The following is a 14,762-nucleotide window of genomic DNA, read 5'->3' as shown; positions in this document are numbered from 1 at the left end:
GTAGAGGGATGTGCCCCTCTTTTTAAAGTAAAAATTTTAGCATGGTAAAAATTCATTTTAAAATTTTTTGACAAATTTAAGATTAGTAGATAGAATAATTTTTAGTAAATAAAAATATCTACTTGCGCGCAGTTGATAGAGATGTAGTTAACAATAAACAAGGTATGGATACGAAAGGACTATGCAATGGCAGAAGTCGAAACAATATCTTCCCCTCAGCCAACCGAAGGAGGGTGGAAGCGGCTTTCCATGCTCCCTTCACTGTCGGAAGTTCATGCAACTGTACCTGTGCCGCACAAAAGTAAGGGCGCATGGCTTACCATGCTGGCCTATTTGGGCCCTGGACTGCTGGTATCGGTCGGCTATATGGACCCTGGCAACTGGGCCACGGACCTGGCTGGTGGTGCCCAATTTGGCTACCTCTTAATTTCTGTGATTCTTATTTCCAATTTGCTGGCCATTATCTTGCAGCATTTAGCACTAAAATTGGGGATTGTGACGGGGCGCGATCTGGCCCAAGCCTGTCGTGATCATTATTCGCGTCGCGTTTCCTTTGCTTTATGGGTCTTATGCGAAATTGCCATCGCGGCCTGTGACCTGGCAGAAGTGATTGGTTCCGCGATCGCCCTCAACCTGCTTTTTGGCTTCCCATTGATGTTGGGAGTCGTCTTAACGGCCTTAGATGTCTTCGTGGTACTGTTTTTGCAGCGCAAGGGTTTTCGCTTCATCGAGGCCCTGGTTGGCGTCTTAATTTTTACCATTGGCTTCTGTTTTGCCTACGAGATTTTGGTCTCACAACCTGCCATCGTGCCTTTGCTGGCTGGCTTTATCCCCAGGTCACAGATTGTAATGAATCCCAGTGCTTTATATGTATCCATAGGTATCCTGGGCGCCACGGTCATGCCCCATAATCTTTATCTGCACTCGAGCATTGTTCAGACCAGAGCATTTGAGAGAAATCATGAAGAAAAAGCAAGGGCCATAAAATTCGCTACCATCGATTCAACCGGAGCGCTATTTTTCGCCTTCTTTATCAACGCGGCCATTCTGATTGTTGCTGCTGCCACCTTTTACGGCACAAAGCATGCGAACGTAGCGGATATTGGTCAGGCCTATCAACTCTTATCCCCCGTGCTAGGTGTGCCGGTGGCCAGTACCGTGTTTGCGATTGCCTTGCTGGCATCGGGACAAAATTCAACCCTCACTGGTACACTGGCAGGTCAGATTGTCATGGAGGGTTTTCTTAATATTCGCCTTCGACCGTGGCTACGCCGTTTGATCACGCGTAGCATTGCCATTATTCCTGCCATTATCGTCACCTATTTTTATGGAGCAAAAGGTACCGGGCAACTTTTGATCTTGAGCCAGGTAATCCTCTCGTTCCAACTGAGCTTTGCGGTTTTTCCCCTGGTTCAGTTCACTAATGATAAAGTCAAAATGGGGCGCTTCGCCAATCCAGGTTGGCTCAAGGTATTAGGCTGGAGTGTTGCTATTATTATTGCCTTGCTGAACGCTTATCTCTTGTTCGTTACCATCTTTCCGCAGTTAGCTCCTGGCAGTTAGCAAACAGATAGAGCCACAATACAGGTAGAGAGGGATCTCTTCTTGTATTTGATTAGCAACGGCATAATGGTGCGCTGATCATAGCCAGCGCACCATTATGCCGTTCTTGAAGGGTGTTTCCGATGGTTTGTAATAGGCTAGTGGGAATGGCCCGCCCCTAGTAGTTGTTTGGTGATTTCGCCCCCTTCAATAATCAGCTCGCGTAGGGCTGCATTGATATGGCTATCCTCAATAACGATGTGCATATGTTCATGGTTCTCATCAGCCGAGATCAAGGCTGCCTTTCGCAGTAGCTCGCGGATAAAGGTTGCGCTCACTCCCTTGGTCTGATCCAGGATTTGATCAAGATCCTGGAGTTGTAGGGTAATACCATCGCTATAGAGCTCAAAGAGGCGGCGCCGACAATCTCGATCAGGCAGTGGAATCTCTATGGCCAGGTCGATACGGCCTGGGCGAGCAGCCAGAGCAGGTTCCAATATATCGGGACGGTTGGTGGTTAATAAGAAGAGGATATCCGCATCGTCCGAGATGCCATCCATCTGGTTGAGTAGTTCAAAGAGCAGGGCATTGCAGGCTTGATTCTGGCTTGTGCGCTCCTCCGCGATCAGATCGACATCCTCGATGATAACGGTTGCGGGCTGGAGTAATCGCGCCATCTGGCAAGATTTCTCGATTAAGCCTGCGTTCTGACCAGTGACCAGAATGACGGTGCGGTCGGGCATCTGTTTGGCGATATACATAGCAGAGAGGGTCTTGCCTGTTCCTGGAGGGCCATAGAGTAGCAAGCCACGCTTAATATGGCGTTTGGCTAACTTGAGCCGCTCGCTGAGATGGGCGAAGCGGAGCGTCTGACGCTCAATATGTTCCAATGTACCTGCTGGCAGGATGATGTTATCGCGTGTGATAGCAGGAAGGTGGTGAAATTGTACATCGAGCAAGCGCCGATTGTTGGTATTAATCGAGATCACATGGCTGCGATAGACATTATGGCGACGCATAGCCGTGCGCAGATCACTCAAGAAATTTTCTGCTTCCTCGCGTTGCCGGGCGACTACCTCCAGCCGGATATTGATATCCCCATAGGGATTGCGTGAACTTGAAATCAGTATTGCCAGCCGATAGGTATCCCGCTTGATCAGATAAAGTCCTGTCTGGATGCAGGCGAGCGAACTGCCATCGTGCAGGTAGACATTGGAGTATTCGACCGGCCCTTCCATGGCTTTGGCCCCGCGCTGATTACTGAGGAGATAGGCGATTTTGAGCCCCATATATTCATTGGGAGCAATGACCCCGATCAACTGGGTTTCCCATTCGAGTAGTTCGATTAATTTAGTTAAACCGATGTGGAAATTAGGCTGGTCCGCTTTCTCAAATTGTTCGCTAATTACTGGTAGTTCTTTTGGATCGGTCTCAAAGTGCTGGCGTAGATAGGTGGCAAAAACTGGTTCATCGGATTTTACCTGGTCGACTGCCTGATCCATAAAATCTTTAAATGAGGATAAGAATTGCTTGGTGTCGACTGGTTCTTGCGCAGACATTGGCGTCTTACCTTTCACTCGCACATTTGTACATACAACTGCAAGCTCTACAGGAAATCTGAAGGGCAAACTATGCTCTCTTTTTAAGACGTCATCTTTTCACATTTATTAATAGTTCTGCATTTTTTTTCTGGTACTTTGCGGACGTGCGCTGGCGCGCCCGCATCTTTTTTCTTCGGATGTGCAAAAATTGCTTCCTGCGCAATTTTTGCACATCCGAAGAATTTTTTGTATATCGTGAAATAAGACTGTTTTGTTGTTATTTGCAGAAAAGGTGCAGGCGAATTTTTTGTACCACAGAAGAAAGTATGTGTGTTTCTGTATAAAGATCTGCCAGAATAATCAGGGCCTCATTCACGAAATGATGAATGAGGCCCTGATTATTCTAACTATATCCATTGATAAAACCCTACTAACGACTAAGTTCCAGACCATTCTTAATTTCAAAGGTGACTGCTTTGGGTGAGGTAGCGAACTCAACGGCAGTAATCATAATACAGGTTAAGAAAACTAAGGCCCCGACGAGCAGGGTGAACAGTGCGGCTGGTTCTACCCATGGCATATGTGTGATGACATGGAAGCCGATCTCAAACATACTAAAGACCAGCGTGCCGATAGAGATTTCGGCAGCTAAAATTGCATTCCATTGCAGTCGATGCCGTTTTAAAAGGTGCGGCATTTCTGTTTCGAGCTCGTTTAAACGTTCTTTATTTAAATTACAAAGGTTGTTAATCTCGCGTGGATCACATTGATTGGCTGAGTTCTCTTCTCGAATAGTTCTCAAGAGCGTCATATGCTCAGCATGCATCGCACGCAGACGTGCACTGAGTGAATCATAGCGTTGGAGTAATCCATTCATGAAGAGGGTACAGCTCGAAATCATTACCACGGGGGCAAGGATTAAGCTAATAACATTTTGGATATTATTCATAGGTATAGGTAAAACATGCTGTAAGATGGATAGGACATAAAAAAATCTCACAGGAAAATATGCCGTACACCTTTTGTTGTACAGAATTTTTTCGCTGGAGAATCAATATAAACAGCATACTCCTTTCTGATAGTATATGTTTTCTTTTATAGAACACGATTGTGCCGATGTTTTTTGATACTCAGCCGTACTAATGTATAGCGAGGCGTTATGCTATACTGACATCGTCGAATATAGACTGTTATGATTGGTCATTAAGGGCATAAAAGGAAAATAGTTGACATGCAAGATCTTACTGCTGAACCTCACGAGCCACAACCTGGCAGAAATATGGTTGTGGAAAAGAACAGCGCCTTAAACAGATTTTTCCAGCAGCGTCCTTTGCTTGCTACAATATTACTGCTGGTATTGTTTATTGTTGCCACACGTATCTTTAGTTATCTTTTGCAGTATATTATCAAAGATTGGCACTTATCTTTTGTTGTCAAGAATATCATTGGCGAGTGTTTTTATGCTGTGCTGGTCATCATCCCTTTATCGCTCTTAGGATGGTGGGCGCAGGCTGGTTTTACACGCGGCATTCAGCGTAAACATATCCCATTATTGATCGCGCCATTCATCATTATTGCCTTACCCTCCTTATTAGGGTTATCAGCCACAGCCGCCAAAAGTAGTACACAGCTCATCATATTATCTCTGATCGCCTCGTTGCTGGTTGGTTTTACCGAGGAAGGTTTCTTCCGTGGATTACTGCTGCGGAGCGCATTGCCCCTGGGGATCTGGCCCTCTGTATTGATCTCATCCCTTTTATTCGCATTGCTCCACCTGAGCAATGTGCTCGCTGGTTTTACCTGGAATTATGTCATTGGGCAGGCTTTATTCGCCTTTGGTCTGGGGGTTCTGTTCTCAGCGTTGCGCCTGCGCACCGGCTCAATCTGGCCTGGCATCCTGCTCCATGCAGCCAAAGATTTTCCTGGCCTGATTCTATTAACCATAAACCCCCGCCAGGTGCTCTCGATCCCATTAAATGTGGCCCTTTTAGGCTCCGGGTCTACTGTGTTATTTTACTCATCAATGCCGTTATCATTCTGCGCCCCAGTAAGGTGAGAGAGATGCGCGTGGCTTATGGCCTGGATGCGACATCTCTGCCTTCACCATCCGTATGAGTTTTGAGTGAGACTCAACAAACTTGATCGAGGGGTATTGACAGATAGGTAGAGCTATGATAGTATACCCCTTGTCAAGAAAGCCGCTTGTATGTGCAGGTGAGCTGGTGACTGTAGAGAAGAGGGCACACCCGTTCCCATCCCGAACACGGAAGTTAAGCTCTTCATCCCCGATGATACTGCGTGGGCAACTGCGTGGGAAAATAGGAAGTCGCCGTCTCACCCGCCCACATGAGTGGCTTTTTTTGTGTTTACAAACATTTCTACCAAGCTAAGCATGGCTTTTAGGATGAAAGGAGTTATTTTTGTATGCCAAAGCAGCAGATTTCTACTCAGCAAGGTGCTACTCCCCGTGGAGCTTATTCGCAGGGATTGCGCGCCGGCGATTTTATCTTTGTTTCAGGGCAAGGACCTATTGATCCAGCTACTGGTGAAATTGTAGGCCAGACTATTGAGGAGCAGACGGTGCGCGTGCTGGAGAATATCAAAGCGATCCTCGCCGCGGGAGGGGCCACGTTGGATGATGTAGTTAAATCAACTGTTCATCTCAGCGATCTCAGCCTGTTTGCTGATTATAACAAGGTTTATGCTAGCTATTTCTCTGATCCTAAACCCACTCGTACCACGGTGGGCAGTCAGCTGGCTGGTTTTATGGTGGAGATTGATGTTATTGCCTATGTAGGCAAGTGACATTATGAAGGTTGTGTGCTGGTATGTGGCCTTACGCTTCGCGCCAATGGCGCTCACCTCTCATTTGTAGTGATACGAGTAAACAGGCGGCTGAGGCCGCCTGTTTACTCGTATCACTACAAATGAGAGGTGCATTCCAAGTGAAGGAAGAGTGAATAGGCGTATCACTACAAATGAGAGGTGCATTCCAGGTGAGGGGAAGAGTGGATAAGGCGTATCACTACAAATGAGAGGTGCATTCCAGGTGAGGGGAAGAGTGAATAGGCGTATCACTACAAATGAGAGGTGCATTCCAGGTGAGGGGAAGAGTGAATAGGCGACTTGAAGTTGCCAATTCACTCTTACTCTCGTTTACACTACAGGTTGAATTGTTAGATGACGGAGAGGTATTGGATGCTGAAGAATTCTTTGGGGTCAAGCCAGATGCGCTCGACGTGGAGGCCAGCACTGGTGGCTAGCTGTCCAAACTCATCGAGCGTATACTTATAAGAACTCTCGGTCCAGATACTCTCGTAGTTGTGAAAGGCGATCTGTTCCTTTCCTAGATGTACCTGTTGTTTGCTCAAGCTGACCAGGTGCATCTCGATGCGGCCCTGGCCGGGATTGTAGAATGCATAATGGCCGAACTGGTCTAATTGGAAATCGGTGCCCAGTTCGCTGTTGAGCCGCTCCAATAAGTGCAGGTTAAAAGTGGCTGTGATGCCAGCTTGATCATTATAAGCTCGGTGCAGGATCGAGAAGTCTTTTTTTAAATCGACTCCGATCAGCAGTCCGCCACCTTTGCCGCAGGTTCGGGCAATCTGTGCCAGAAATTTTCTGGCTGGTTCACGATCAAAGTTTCCAATCGTCGAGCCCGGATAGTAAGCAACTTTCCTTCCTCCAGGCTGTGTGGGCCTGGGCAAGGTAAAATTACTGGTATAATCCGCACAAATGGGCAAAATTTCGATGTGAGGATAGGACTGTGATAATTCTACGGAAGCCTGGAGCAGATGCTCCTTGGAAATGTCGATGGGCATATAGGCCACCGGCTGTTCCAGGTGATCCAATAGCTGGCGTGTCTTCAGACTACGTCCACTTCCATACTCGATGAGTATACAATGTGGTCCCAGCGTAGCAGCGATATCGCCAATCTGCTGCTGCATAATCTGCAACTCGGTACGAGTCAGATAATACTCATCGAGTTCCGTGATACGATCGAATAGTTGCGAGCCAACCTCATCATAAAAGTATTTGCTCGGTAGTTCTTTGATCGGTTTCTGTAATCCTTGCAGAATCTCCATCCGGAATGTTTTGTGTTTAGGCGCGAAATCATACCGCTCAAGCTGTTCTTGTATGCTTTGTACGATGTTACACCTCTCGTGCTAAACGAACGCCCATAAATTGCCAGCGTGCATCTGGTGGAAAGAAATTGCGATAGGTGGGTCGGATATGGGTAATGGAGGTTGCGCAGGAGCCACCACGCAGGACGAACTGGTTGCACATGAACTTACCATTGTATTCGCCTAACGCCCCTGGAGCGGGTCGATAGCCACGGTAGGGTAGATAGGCGCTCTGCGTCCACTCCCATACATCCCCGTACATCTGCAGCGGCAGCTCCGATGTCGTTGACGTTGCCAATGGGACGGGATGGAAGGTCTGGTTTTCAACAAAATTGCCTTCGATTGGCAGCAGGCGCGCGGCCAATTCCCATTCTGCCTCGGTTGCCAGTCGTGCATCGGCCCAACGAGCATAAGCGTCGGCCTCATAAAAACTGACATGGCAGACCGGCTCAGCTGGCTCAACGGCACGTAGCCCGCTCAAGGTCATCATCATCCAGCGCCCATCCTGCTTTTCCCAATATAGGGGGGCCTGCCACTGTTCGGCCTGGACGGTATTCCAGCCGCTGGAGAGCCAGAGTAGTGGATTTTGATAACCGCCATCCTCAATAAATTGAAGATACTCGCCGTTAGTGATCAAGCGTGAGCCCAGTTGGTAGGCATCCACAAACTCGCGGTGACGCGGCCCCTCATTATCATAGAAGAAACCATCGCCAGCATAGCCAAGCCAGGCCAGTTCTTCTGGATAGCTGATCCATTCTAGTGTAGCCGGGGGTTGAGCTGGATAGGTAGGCTGTTCCAGGTAAACCGGGTGTAAGGGATTGCAGGAGAGAACGTGTTTGATATCAGTTACCATTAATTCTTGATGCTGTTGCTCATGGTGAATACCCAGGGTTACCACGGGAGCCACCTTTTGCAATACATTTTCATCACATGTCAGCAAAAAGTCGCTGATACGCTCATCCACATATTGCCGGTAGGCATAGGTCTCCTGGACAGTGGGCCGCGAGATTAAGCCACGCTTTGGACGGCAATGGCGCTCTCCGACTGAATTGTAATAGGAATTAAACAGGTAGGCATACTGTGGATGGGGTGATTCATACGCGGGGACGTGTGGTAAAAGTACAAAGGTCTCAAAGAACCAGGATGTATGAGCTAGATGCCAACGTGTTGGACTCACGTCAGGCATTGATTGAATTACATAATCTTCTATCACCAGTGGAGCGCATAGCTGCTCCGAAAAACGACGTACGCGTGTGTAGGCTTCCAGTAAGGCTTGTCTGGGTGCTGATGGTGATAGCACTGGAGGGTCCTGGATATTTTTTGCCACTCTGCAACTCCTTGAAGCGATCTCAATACCTATACTTCTGTTATCCGAGAACAAAACCTACAATGGCTAATAATCGGTATCGTGAGTACTTTCTCCAGTTGCCTGCTCACCTTTCTCTTGTATGGATCATGCTAATGCTGGTTTTTTAGCTATTTCTGCTCAGGTTTTTCAATCTTGTTTACCTGTGCTAGAGCTCTGCATTCTTCTAACATAGGCCTTCCTATTGTAAACTCGAATAGCTTTTTACTCAAGTTAGGGAGCAGAGATTCAGGGCTTTTCCATGTTCCTCTTGGGCGCCTGCGGCGCCGGGTTGGGAGTGTGGAGTGTGTGTGATGGGCGGCTGCGGTCGCCCATCACACACACTCCACACATGACAGAATGGACCTCGTATCGCTTGCTTGTGATCTATGGACGAACATAAAGAAGCCCTGACAGCGATTGGTCTGTCAAAGCAATGTGTCAGGATGATGGAGGATGAAATAAAAAAGCGCCCCTGAAGAGGCGCTTTACAACAATTGAGCAAGGTTATTTTCGATGTAAGAGGGCATGGGCTAAAGTATCGATCTCGCTTTCGGTATTGAAGAAACCGGTCGAGATACGCAGAGATTTATTATCTGGAATGCTGCGAACAGCAATGTTATGCATTTCACGCAGATAAGTGACGAGCTCTACCTCGTCTGTATCAGCAATAGTAAAGGTGAGGATGCCACTGTGCCCGGGTTCTGGTGTAAGTATGGTCAGATCAGGAATCTCTTTGAGTGTCTGATAGGCATAGTTATTAAGCTCCTTGATACGTGCGAAGAGCCATTCATATCCGACCACGGTTTCCAACCAATGCAGGACGGCGCTTTGTCCGCTGATGGCTGCAGTCTGGCGACCGCCGACCTCGAAACGTTGCGCATGGTCATGCAATTCCCAATTTGGACTGGGGCCGAATTTAGCAGAATTGTAGCCCACATAGGTTGACTGAATATAGTGCAACGACTCCTGGCGCACATAGAGCGCACCGGTTCCATCAGGTCCACACAACCACTTCTGCATCGGGATCGCATAGAAATCTACACCTAACGCTGTAACATCGATGGGAATGTTACCTGCGGATTGAGCTCCATCGATAAGGACAGGAATATTGTGTGCGCGACCCAGAGCCGCAACCTCCTGGACATCCAGGATGGCTCCTGTGGTCCAGGTAACATGCGAGAGTGATATCAAGCGGGTGCGAGGAGTAATGAGCTTCTCAATAGCGTCACGCGCAGATTGATTGGCACGTGGACCGAGGTCCGCGACGCGTACAACTATGCCCGAGCGGTCACGTATTTGATAGAGAGGGGCCAATGCACTGATATGTTCATGGTTGGTAGTGATAACCTCATCGCCAGCCTGCCAGTTAATGCCATAGCTGACAATGTTCATTCCTTCACCTGTATTGTCGGTCAGGCTAATCTCTTCGGTCTGGCAATGGAGCAGGCGTGCGGCATGTTCGCGGGCCTGCTGGGAGATAGTGGTGATACTACCGAAGCCAGCAGGTCCCAGGCGACCTTGTTGCCACTCTTCCTGGATACGTGCTGTAATAGCCTGAGGCACACAAGCCGGTAAAGGGCCAAATGTGCCAGTATTGAGATAGATTTGCGTGGTGGTGGCCGGGAGAGCGCTACGGATCTCCTGGAGATGAGCTAGTGTAACCAAATTATATGATCTCCTCTAGTATAGATATGACCAGAAAGCATACAGAGCTGTGAGAATTTAAATAATGTATGTGCTTATAGTATAGCCGATGTATTGGTGACTGTGCATCTTTTGATGGCAAAACAGTTCACCTGTATGTGTAAGCGAGTTGTTTTTTATTTACAACAGATATACTGTCTATGTCTAACGGATTTTTGAATTGAACTAATGCTTTTCACACCTGAAGCTGTTACAAAGTATTATACTATATACAGTTCTCTGTTATTTTTAGCCTAGAAAGACTAACAAGCGTATGCGTATTCGTTATTTTCGTACAGGAGATCTCTCCTCGTTAATTACCATCCAGCAGGCGGCAGCGCTGGCTGACCAGTTACCCGTGAGGGAAGAGCAAGAGTTTTCTGACTGGTTATTAGCCCCTGAGCGTAATGCCCTGGAGAATGCCTTTGTTATGACTGATGATGATGATGAATTGCTCACCTGGGGGCAGGGAGGAACTTTAGAGGGTATTGAAGGGGAGATCGTTGGCTATACATTGCTGGAATGTCTGCAGGATGCTGATGGTTATCATCTGCGCTGCCAGGGAGCGGTACATCCACAGCATCGGCGTAGAGGGGCAGGGCGCTCCTTGCTAGTGGGTGCCTTAAATCGAGCTCGACTTCTGGCTTCAGACTTTGAATTCGAGGCTGAAGCCGAAGGTATCCCTGTTTATTTTGAGGCCTTGCTTCCAATAGCGGATAGTGCAGCCTCTCACCTGGCAGCGAAATGCGATATACGGGCAACGAATCAATTTGTTATCGATGGATTGCAACTATATCGAACTAATTTGTAGAGCTATATAAGACGCTTATACATATAATTTAAATCAATATTTCTGGACCCTGAAAAGCCTCCGTCTGCTAGTGGGGGGGAGGAAACTAGCAGTTCGGAAGCTAATAGACTAATCTGTTTCTGTACCAACGTTGTCTTCATCAGATAGGGATGGTGGGGCTGCAAGTAGGGCTTCTAATGTTGAGCGGCGAATGCGATAAGCCTGGCGTATACCACTATGGGGGAGTGAGATCGCCTCAAGCACACCACTTTTAATCCACCGGCGAACAGTGGTGTCATCGACGCGTAGTTGTTTTGCGACCTCGCCAACGGTCAACAGATCCGCTTCCTCGTTTGCCACAATTTCCTCTTTCTGGCCCGTTACTCTAGTCAGGCCGAATGAATATTTACTACGATGCTAATACATTAAGACAAAATAATATGTCAGACAATATATATTTTGTCTATTTGACTATAATGACGATCCTGCCTCTTTTTTGTAACATTCTTTTTGCATTTATTTACACAGTATTAATGGGGTAAGTGACTAATTAAAAGTATCACTTGTATATGTAAAGAATGTGTACTATCAATCGTTTGATTGAACTATCCCCCAATTCTCGACATTGTCCTATTGGTGCGGCGGAATCTTTTATCCCCGATATAATGCTTTAATTCTTTATTCAACACTGCCTGGCGGATTGTCTGGATGAGTAGCTCATCGTCCGTGTGGGCGCGTACAATGGCGCGCAGGTCTGTCTCCTCAGTTCCAAACAGGCAGGTGCGTAATTGCCCATCTGCTGTAATTCGAATACGATCACAGGTGGAGCAGAAAGGTTCACTGACAGGATTAATGAAGCCTACTTCCCCGATACCATCACTAAATGTATAGCGGCGTGCGGTTTCTGAAGGATCGCCAGAGGTAATTTGTTGCAAGGGACCATATTCAGACTCGATAATTTGTTTGATTTCCGCCCCGGACAGGATATCTTCTTTGCGCCAGATCTGATCGGCATCTAGCGGCATGAATTCAATCCAACGCACCACATAAGCTTTATCGCGAGCAAAGCGAGCAAAGGAGAGTACTTCCTCCTCGGTATAGCCACGCATAGCCACGGCATTAATCTTAATAGGACGTATAGAAGGATATTTTTCCAGTTCGGCCAGTCCTTCTAATACATGCTCTAATTGATCGCGGCGCGTCAACCTGGCAAACTTCTCGCGCAGCAGTGAATCCAGACTGACATTAATGCGTGTCAGACCAGCTTCAGCCAGAGCTTTCGCCTGGTGTTTCAATAGGATGCCATTAGTGGTCAGGCTCAGGCTGCGCAAGCCCTCAATCTGCCCTAACTGATGCACGAGATCTGGTACATCGCGTCTCACCAGGGGTTCTCCGCCGGTCAAGCGAATCTGCTCAATGCCCATCGCGACCGAAACGCGAGCGATGCGCACAATTTCTTCGTATGAAAGGATTTCATCTTTCTTAAGCCAGGGGAGTCCTTCCGCAGGCATACAATAAGTGCAGCGAAAATTACACTTATCGGTAATTGAGATCCGCATACTTTTGATACGTCGTCCATAACTATCTACAAGTAATTCCATATCCGTGCCCCTCTATGTGTAACTCTAACAAACTTGCTGTTATGTCATACTATAGCACGTTTGTCGACGTGTGTTGGGTGCCTATTTTTATGACGCGGAAGTGCGCAAACTATTAAGGATTTTGGTGCGTATAGTACTCATATTAATTATGATGTGTGTTAGCTGGCAAAGCAGGTCATATTTTGAGCAACAATACAGATCATGAAATAGAAATACAAGAAGGCCCCGGGCTACATGTGGGTAGCCGGGACCTTCTTGCGCGTATATGCTTAGGCGTCGTAGTACATGGAGAATTCAATGGGAGCAGGGCGCAGGCGGACCTGATCGGCTTGCTCACGTTTGAGGTCAACGTACTTTTCTAATACATCTGATGTGAAGACGCCACCCTCAAGCAAGAAGGCATGGTCATTTTCGAGTGCCTTAAGGGACTCATCAAGAGAACCTGGGACCGAGCTAATCTCGCTTAATTCTGCTTTGGTCATGCTGTACAGGTCTTTATCGACTGGACCATAGCCATACTGGCTGGGGTCGATCTCATTGCGAATACCATCCAGGCCAGCCATGAGCAGAGCGGAGAAGAGCAGGTATGGGTTGGCGGTTGGGTCTGGCGGGCGGAACTCCACGCGGGTCGCTTTCGGGCTCTCGGTCCGTGGAATACGGATTGCCGCACTACGGTTACCCTGTGAGAAGACTAGATTGACCGGTGCTTCGAAACCAGGAACCAGGCGCTTATAGCTGTTCGTAGAAGATGCAGCAATGGCCAGGATCGAAGGAGCGTGGGTCAAGACGCCGCCAATGTAGTAGCGAGCCAATTGTGACAGGTTAGCATAACCACCCTCTTCATAGAAGAGAGGCTTGCCGCCTTTCCACAGACTCTGGTGGGTGTGCATACCGGAGCCATTGTCACCATAGATTGGCTTTGGCATGAAGGTAACCGACTTACCATACTTGCGGGCAGTATTTTTAATTACATATTTGAAGAGCAAAAGCTTGTCCGCAGTATTGAGCAGGGTACCAAATTTGTAGTCAATTTCACACTGTCCAGCAGCACCAACTTCGTGGTGGTGGGCTTCAACCGAGATACCCAGAGCTTCCAGGTTCAGCACCATCTCTGAACGCAGATCCTGATAGGTATCGCTAGGAGCAACAGGGAAATAGCCACCTTTAACGTTCATCAGGTGCCCCAGATTGCGAGCATCGTCGCGGCCCTTACTATTCCAGTGGGCCTCATCCGAATCGACTTCTGCATACTGGATATTATCACCAGAAGCGTAACGGACATTATCGAAAATGTAGAATTCGGCTTCTGGACCGAAGAAGGCTGTGTCTGCGATGCCTGTGCTGCGCAGATACTCTTCGGCCTTGCGGGCAATGTAGCGAGGATCGCGGCTATAGGGCTTCTGACTACCGGCTGCACCTGGATGAGCGATATCACATGTGAGGCTTAGAGTAGGAACATTGGTGAATGGGTCCAGGAATGCAGTTTCTGCATCAGGAATCACCAGCATGTCACTCTCATTGATGGTCTGGAAGCCACGTACGCTGGAACCATCAAATGGTAAGCCTTCTGAAAATAAATCTTCTGACAATACATGCACGGGCACACTGAAATGCTGCCAGGTACCTGGTAGATCAGAAAATTTGAAGTCAACAATTTTGACTCCGTTTTCTTTTGCTAGCTTTAAGACTTCCTCTGGGGTCATCTGTCTATTTCTCCTCTTAACATGGTATCCTCGCATCATTGCAGGAAGTGATGGCATGCATTGCCCGGTAGTGCCGTAAGCGATTAATACATGTAGTATTAAAATTGGTAAATCTCGTCTCCCACGAGAATGTTCGTGCCTGCCTTTATAATATGACGGTTATAGAGGAGTATACTACAGTCAGTTTATCCGAAACTTACAGGCTCTGGATTGTGCATAATGCACAATTTGTGCTGGATAATGTTCAGCTTCCCGTCAGGATTTACAATGTTGACCTTGCCAGAGGGATCTGTATTTGATCAAACCGATGTGCAGACTAGACATAAAAGTAGATTATTTAGATTTTTATTGTTATAAAAAGGATGCTAGGAGTATAAAAAGCATTGTGTATGACAGGTAAACATAGCGGATGGTAGATGCTATATGGATT

General features: G+C 47.5%; 12 protein-coding genes and 1 rRNA gene. 5 read left to right on the top strand and 8 right to left on the bottom strand.

Annotation, left to right across the window (positions count from 1 at the left end):
- Window positions 1–186: 186 nt before the first annotated feature.
- A complete protein-coding gene (locus EL645_RS01380; RefSeq protein WP_126548387.1) occupies window positions 187–1,563 on the top strand; it encodes an Nramp family divalent metal transporter in 1,377 nt (458 codons plus the stop codon).
- A gap of 137 nt (window positions 1,564–1,700) precedes the next feature.
- Here the strand turns inward: EL645_RS01380 and EL645_RS01375 are convergent, their stop codons facing one another.
- The gene (locus EL645_RS01375) at window positions 1,701–3,101 is read right to left on the bottom strand and encodes an AAA family ATPase (RefSeq protein ID WP_126548386.1); all 1,401 of its coding nucleotides are present in this window, start codon (window positions 3,099–3,101) and stop codon (window positions 1,701–1,703) included.
- Window positions 3,102–3,513: 412 nt separating this feature from the next.
- Window positions 3,514–4,032: a DUF2721 domain-containing protein gene (locus EL645_RS01370; RefSeq protein ID WP_126548385.1), complete on the bottom strand. Its 519-nt coding sequence runs from the start codon at window positions 4,030–4,032 to the stop codon at window positions 3,514–3,516.
- A 282-nt stretch (window positions 4,033–4,314) separates the two neighbouring features.
- On the opposite strand from EL645_RS01370, the gene EL645_RS01365 reads away from it, so the two are divergent.
- From EL645_RS01365 to EL645_RS01355, 3 genes are all read left to right on the top strand, one after another.
- Window positions 4,315–5,139: a CPBP family intramembrane glutamic endopeptidase gene (locus EL645_RS01365; protein ID WP_126548384.1), complete on the top strand. Its 825-nt coding sequence runs from the start codon at window positions 4,315–4,317 to the stop codon at window positions 5,137–5,139.
- A 162-nt stretch (window positions 5,140–5,301) separates the two neighbouring features.
- A 5S ribosomal RNA gene (gene rrf / locus EL645_RS01360) occupies window positions 5,302–5,418 on the top strand.
- Window positions 5,419–5,507: 89 nt separating this feature from the next.
- Window positions 5,508–5,888: a RidA family protein gene (locus EL645_RS01355; protein ID WP_126548383.1), complete on the top strand. Its 381-nt coding sequence runs from the start codon at window positions 5,508–5,510 to the stop codon at window positions 5,886–5,888.
- A gap of 371 nt (window positions 5,889–6,259) precedes the next feature.
- Here the strand turns inward: EL645_RS01355 and egtD are convergent, their stop codons facing one another.
- The 3 genes from egtD to EL645_RS01340 form a co-directional block, all read right to left on the bottom strand.
- Window positions 6,260–7,168, bottom strand: coding sequence for an L-histidine N(alpha)-methyltransferase (egtD, locus tag EL645_RS01350; RefSeq protein WP_126548382.1), 909 nt, complete (start codon window positions 7,166–7,168; stop codon window positions 6,260–6,262).
- Between the two features lie 67 nt (window positions 7,169–7,235).
- Window positions 7,236–8,534 carry an ergothioneine biosynthesis protein EgtB gene (gene egtB, locus EL645_RS01345; RefSeq protein ID WP_218031658.1) on the bottom strand — a complete coding sequence of 433 codons (1,299 nt, stop codon included), beginning with the start codon at window positions 8,532–8,534 and terminating at the stop codon, window positions 7,236–7,238.
- 525 nt (window positions 8,535–9,059) lie between these two features.
- The gene (locus EL645_RS01340; RefSeq protein ID WP_126548381.1) at window positions 9,060–10,220 is read right to left on the bottom strand and encodes an aminotransferase class V-fold PLP-dependent enzyme; all 1,161 of its coding nucleotides are present in this window, start codon (window positions 10,218–10,220) and stop codon (window positions 9,060–9,062) included.
- 292 nt (window positions 10,221–10,512) lie between these two features.
- Here EL645_RS01340 and EL645_RS40190 point away from each other — a divergent pair, with 292 nt between their 5' ends.
- Window positions 10,513–11,049 (top strand): GNAT family N-acetyltransferase, encoded by a 537-nt coding sequence (locus tag EL645_RS40190; RefSeq protein WP_174845285.1) that lies wholly within the window; start codon window positions 10,513–10,515, stop codon window positions 11,047–11,049.
- A gap of 108 nt (window positions 11,050–11,157) precedes the next feature.
- Here EL645_RS40190 and EL645_RS01330 read toward each other — a convergent pair whose 3' ends face one another.
- The 3 genes from EL645_RS01330 to glnA all read right to left on the bottom strand — a co-directional run bounded on the left by EL645_RS01330 (window position 11,158) and on the right by glnA (window position 14,332).
- Window positions 11,158–11,388: a helix-turn-helix domain-containing protein gene (locus tag EL645_RS01330; RefSeq protein WP_126548380.1), complete on the bottom strand. Its 231-nt coding sequence runs from the start codon at window positions 11,386–11,388 to the stop codon at window positions 11,158–11,160.
- A 245-nt stretch (window positions 11,389–11,633) separates the two neighbouring features.
- A complete protein-coding gene (gene moaA / locus EL645_RS01325) occupies window positions 11,634–12,629 on the bottom strand; it encodes a GTP 3',8-cyclase MoaA (RefSeq protein WP_126548379.1) in 996 nt (331 codons plus the stop codon).
- A 269-nt stretch (window positions 12,630–12,898) separates the two neighbouring features.
- Window positions 12,899–14,332, bottom strand: coding sequence for a type I glutamate--ammonia ligase (gene glnA / locus EL645_RS01320; RefSeq protein ID WP_126548378.1), 1,434 nt, complete (start codon window positions 14,330–14,332; stop codon window positions 12,899–12,901).
- Window positions 14,333–14,762 lie beyond the last annotated feature (430 nt).

It is taken from the genome of Dictyobacter kobayashii, from assembly GCF_003967555.1.
Taxonomy (GTDB): domain Bacteria; phylum Chloroflexota; class Ktedonobacteria; order Ktedonobacterales; family Ktedonobacteraceae; genus Dictyobacter; species Dictyobacter kobayashii.
The sequence above is the reverse complement of the archived record's forward strand: the minus strand, read 5'-3'. Positions and strand labels throughout refer to the sequence as shown.

What these genes read in the sequence shown, in the direction of transcription:
- EL645_RS01380 (WP_126548387.1), top strand. Translation starts at nt 187, where the DNA reads ATGGCAGAAGTCGAAACAATATCTTCCCCTCAGCCAACCGAAGGAGGG.
- EL645_RS01375 (WP_126548386.1), bottom strand. Translation starts at nt 3,101, where the DNA reads ATGTCTGCGCAAGAACCAGTCGACACCAAGCAATTCTTATCCTCATTT.
- EL645_RS01370 (WP_126548385.1), bottom strand. Translation starts at nt 4,032, where the DNA reads ATGAATAATATCCAAAATGTTATTAGCTTAATCCTTGCCCCCGTGGTA.
- EL645_RS01365 (WP_126548384.1), top strand. Translation starts at nt 4,315, where the DNA reads ATGCAAGATCTTACTGCTGAACCTCACGAGCCACAACCTGGCAGAAAT.
- EL645_RS01355 (WP_126548383.1), top strand. Translation starts at nt 5,508, where the DNA reads ATGCCAAAGCAGCAGATTTCTACTCAGCAAGGTGCTACTCCCCGTGGA.
- egtD (WP_126548382.1), bottom strand. Translation starts at nt 7,168, where the DNA reads ATGGAGATTCTGCAAGGATTACAGAAACCGATCAAAGAACTACCGAGC.
- EL645_RS40190 (WP_174845285.1), top strand. Translation starts at nt 10,513, where the DNA reads ATGCGTATTCGTTATTTTCGTACAGGAGATCTCTCCTCGTTAATTACC.
- moaA (WP_126548379.1), bottom strand. Translation starts at nt 12,629, where the DNA reads ATGGAATTACTTGTAGATAGTTATGGACGACGTATCAAAAGTATGCGG.
- glnA (WP_126548378.1), bottom strand. Translation starts at nt 14,332, where the DNA reads ATGACCCCAGAGGAAGTCTTAAAGCTAGCAAAAGAAAACGGAGTCAAA.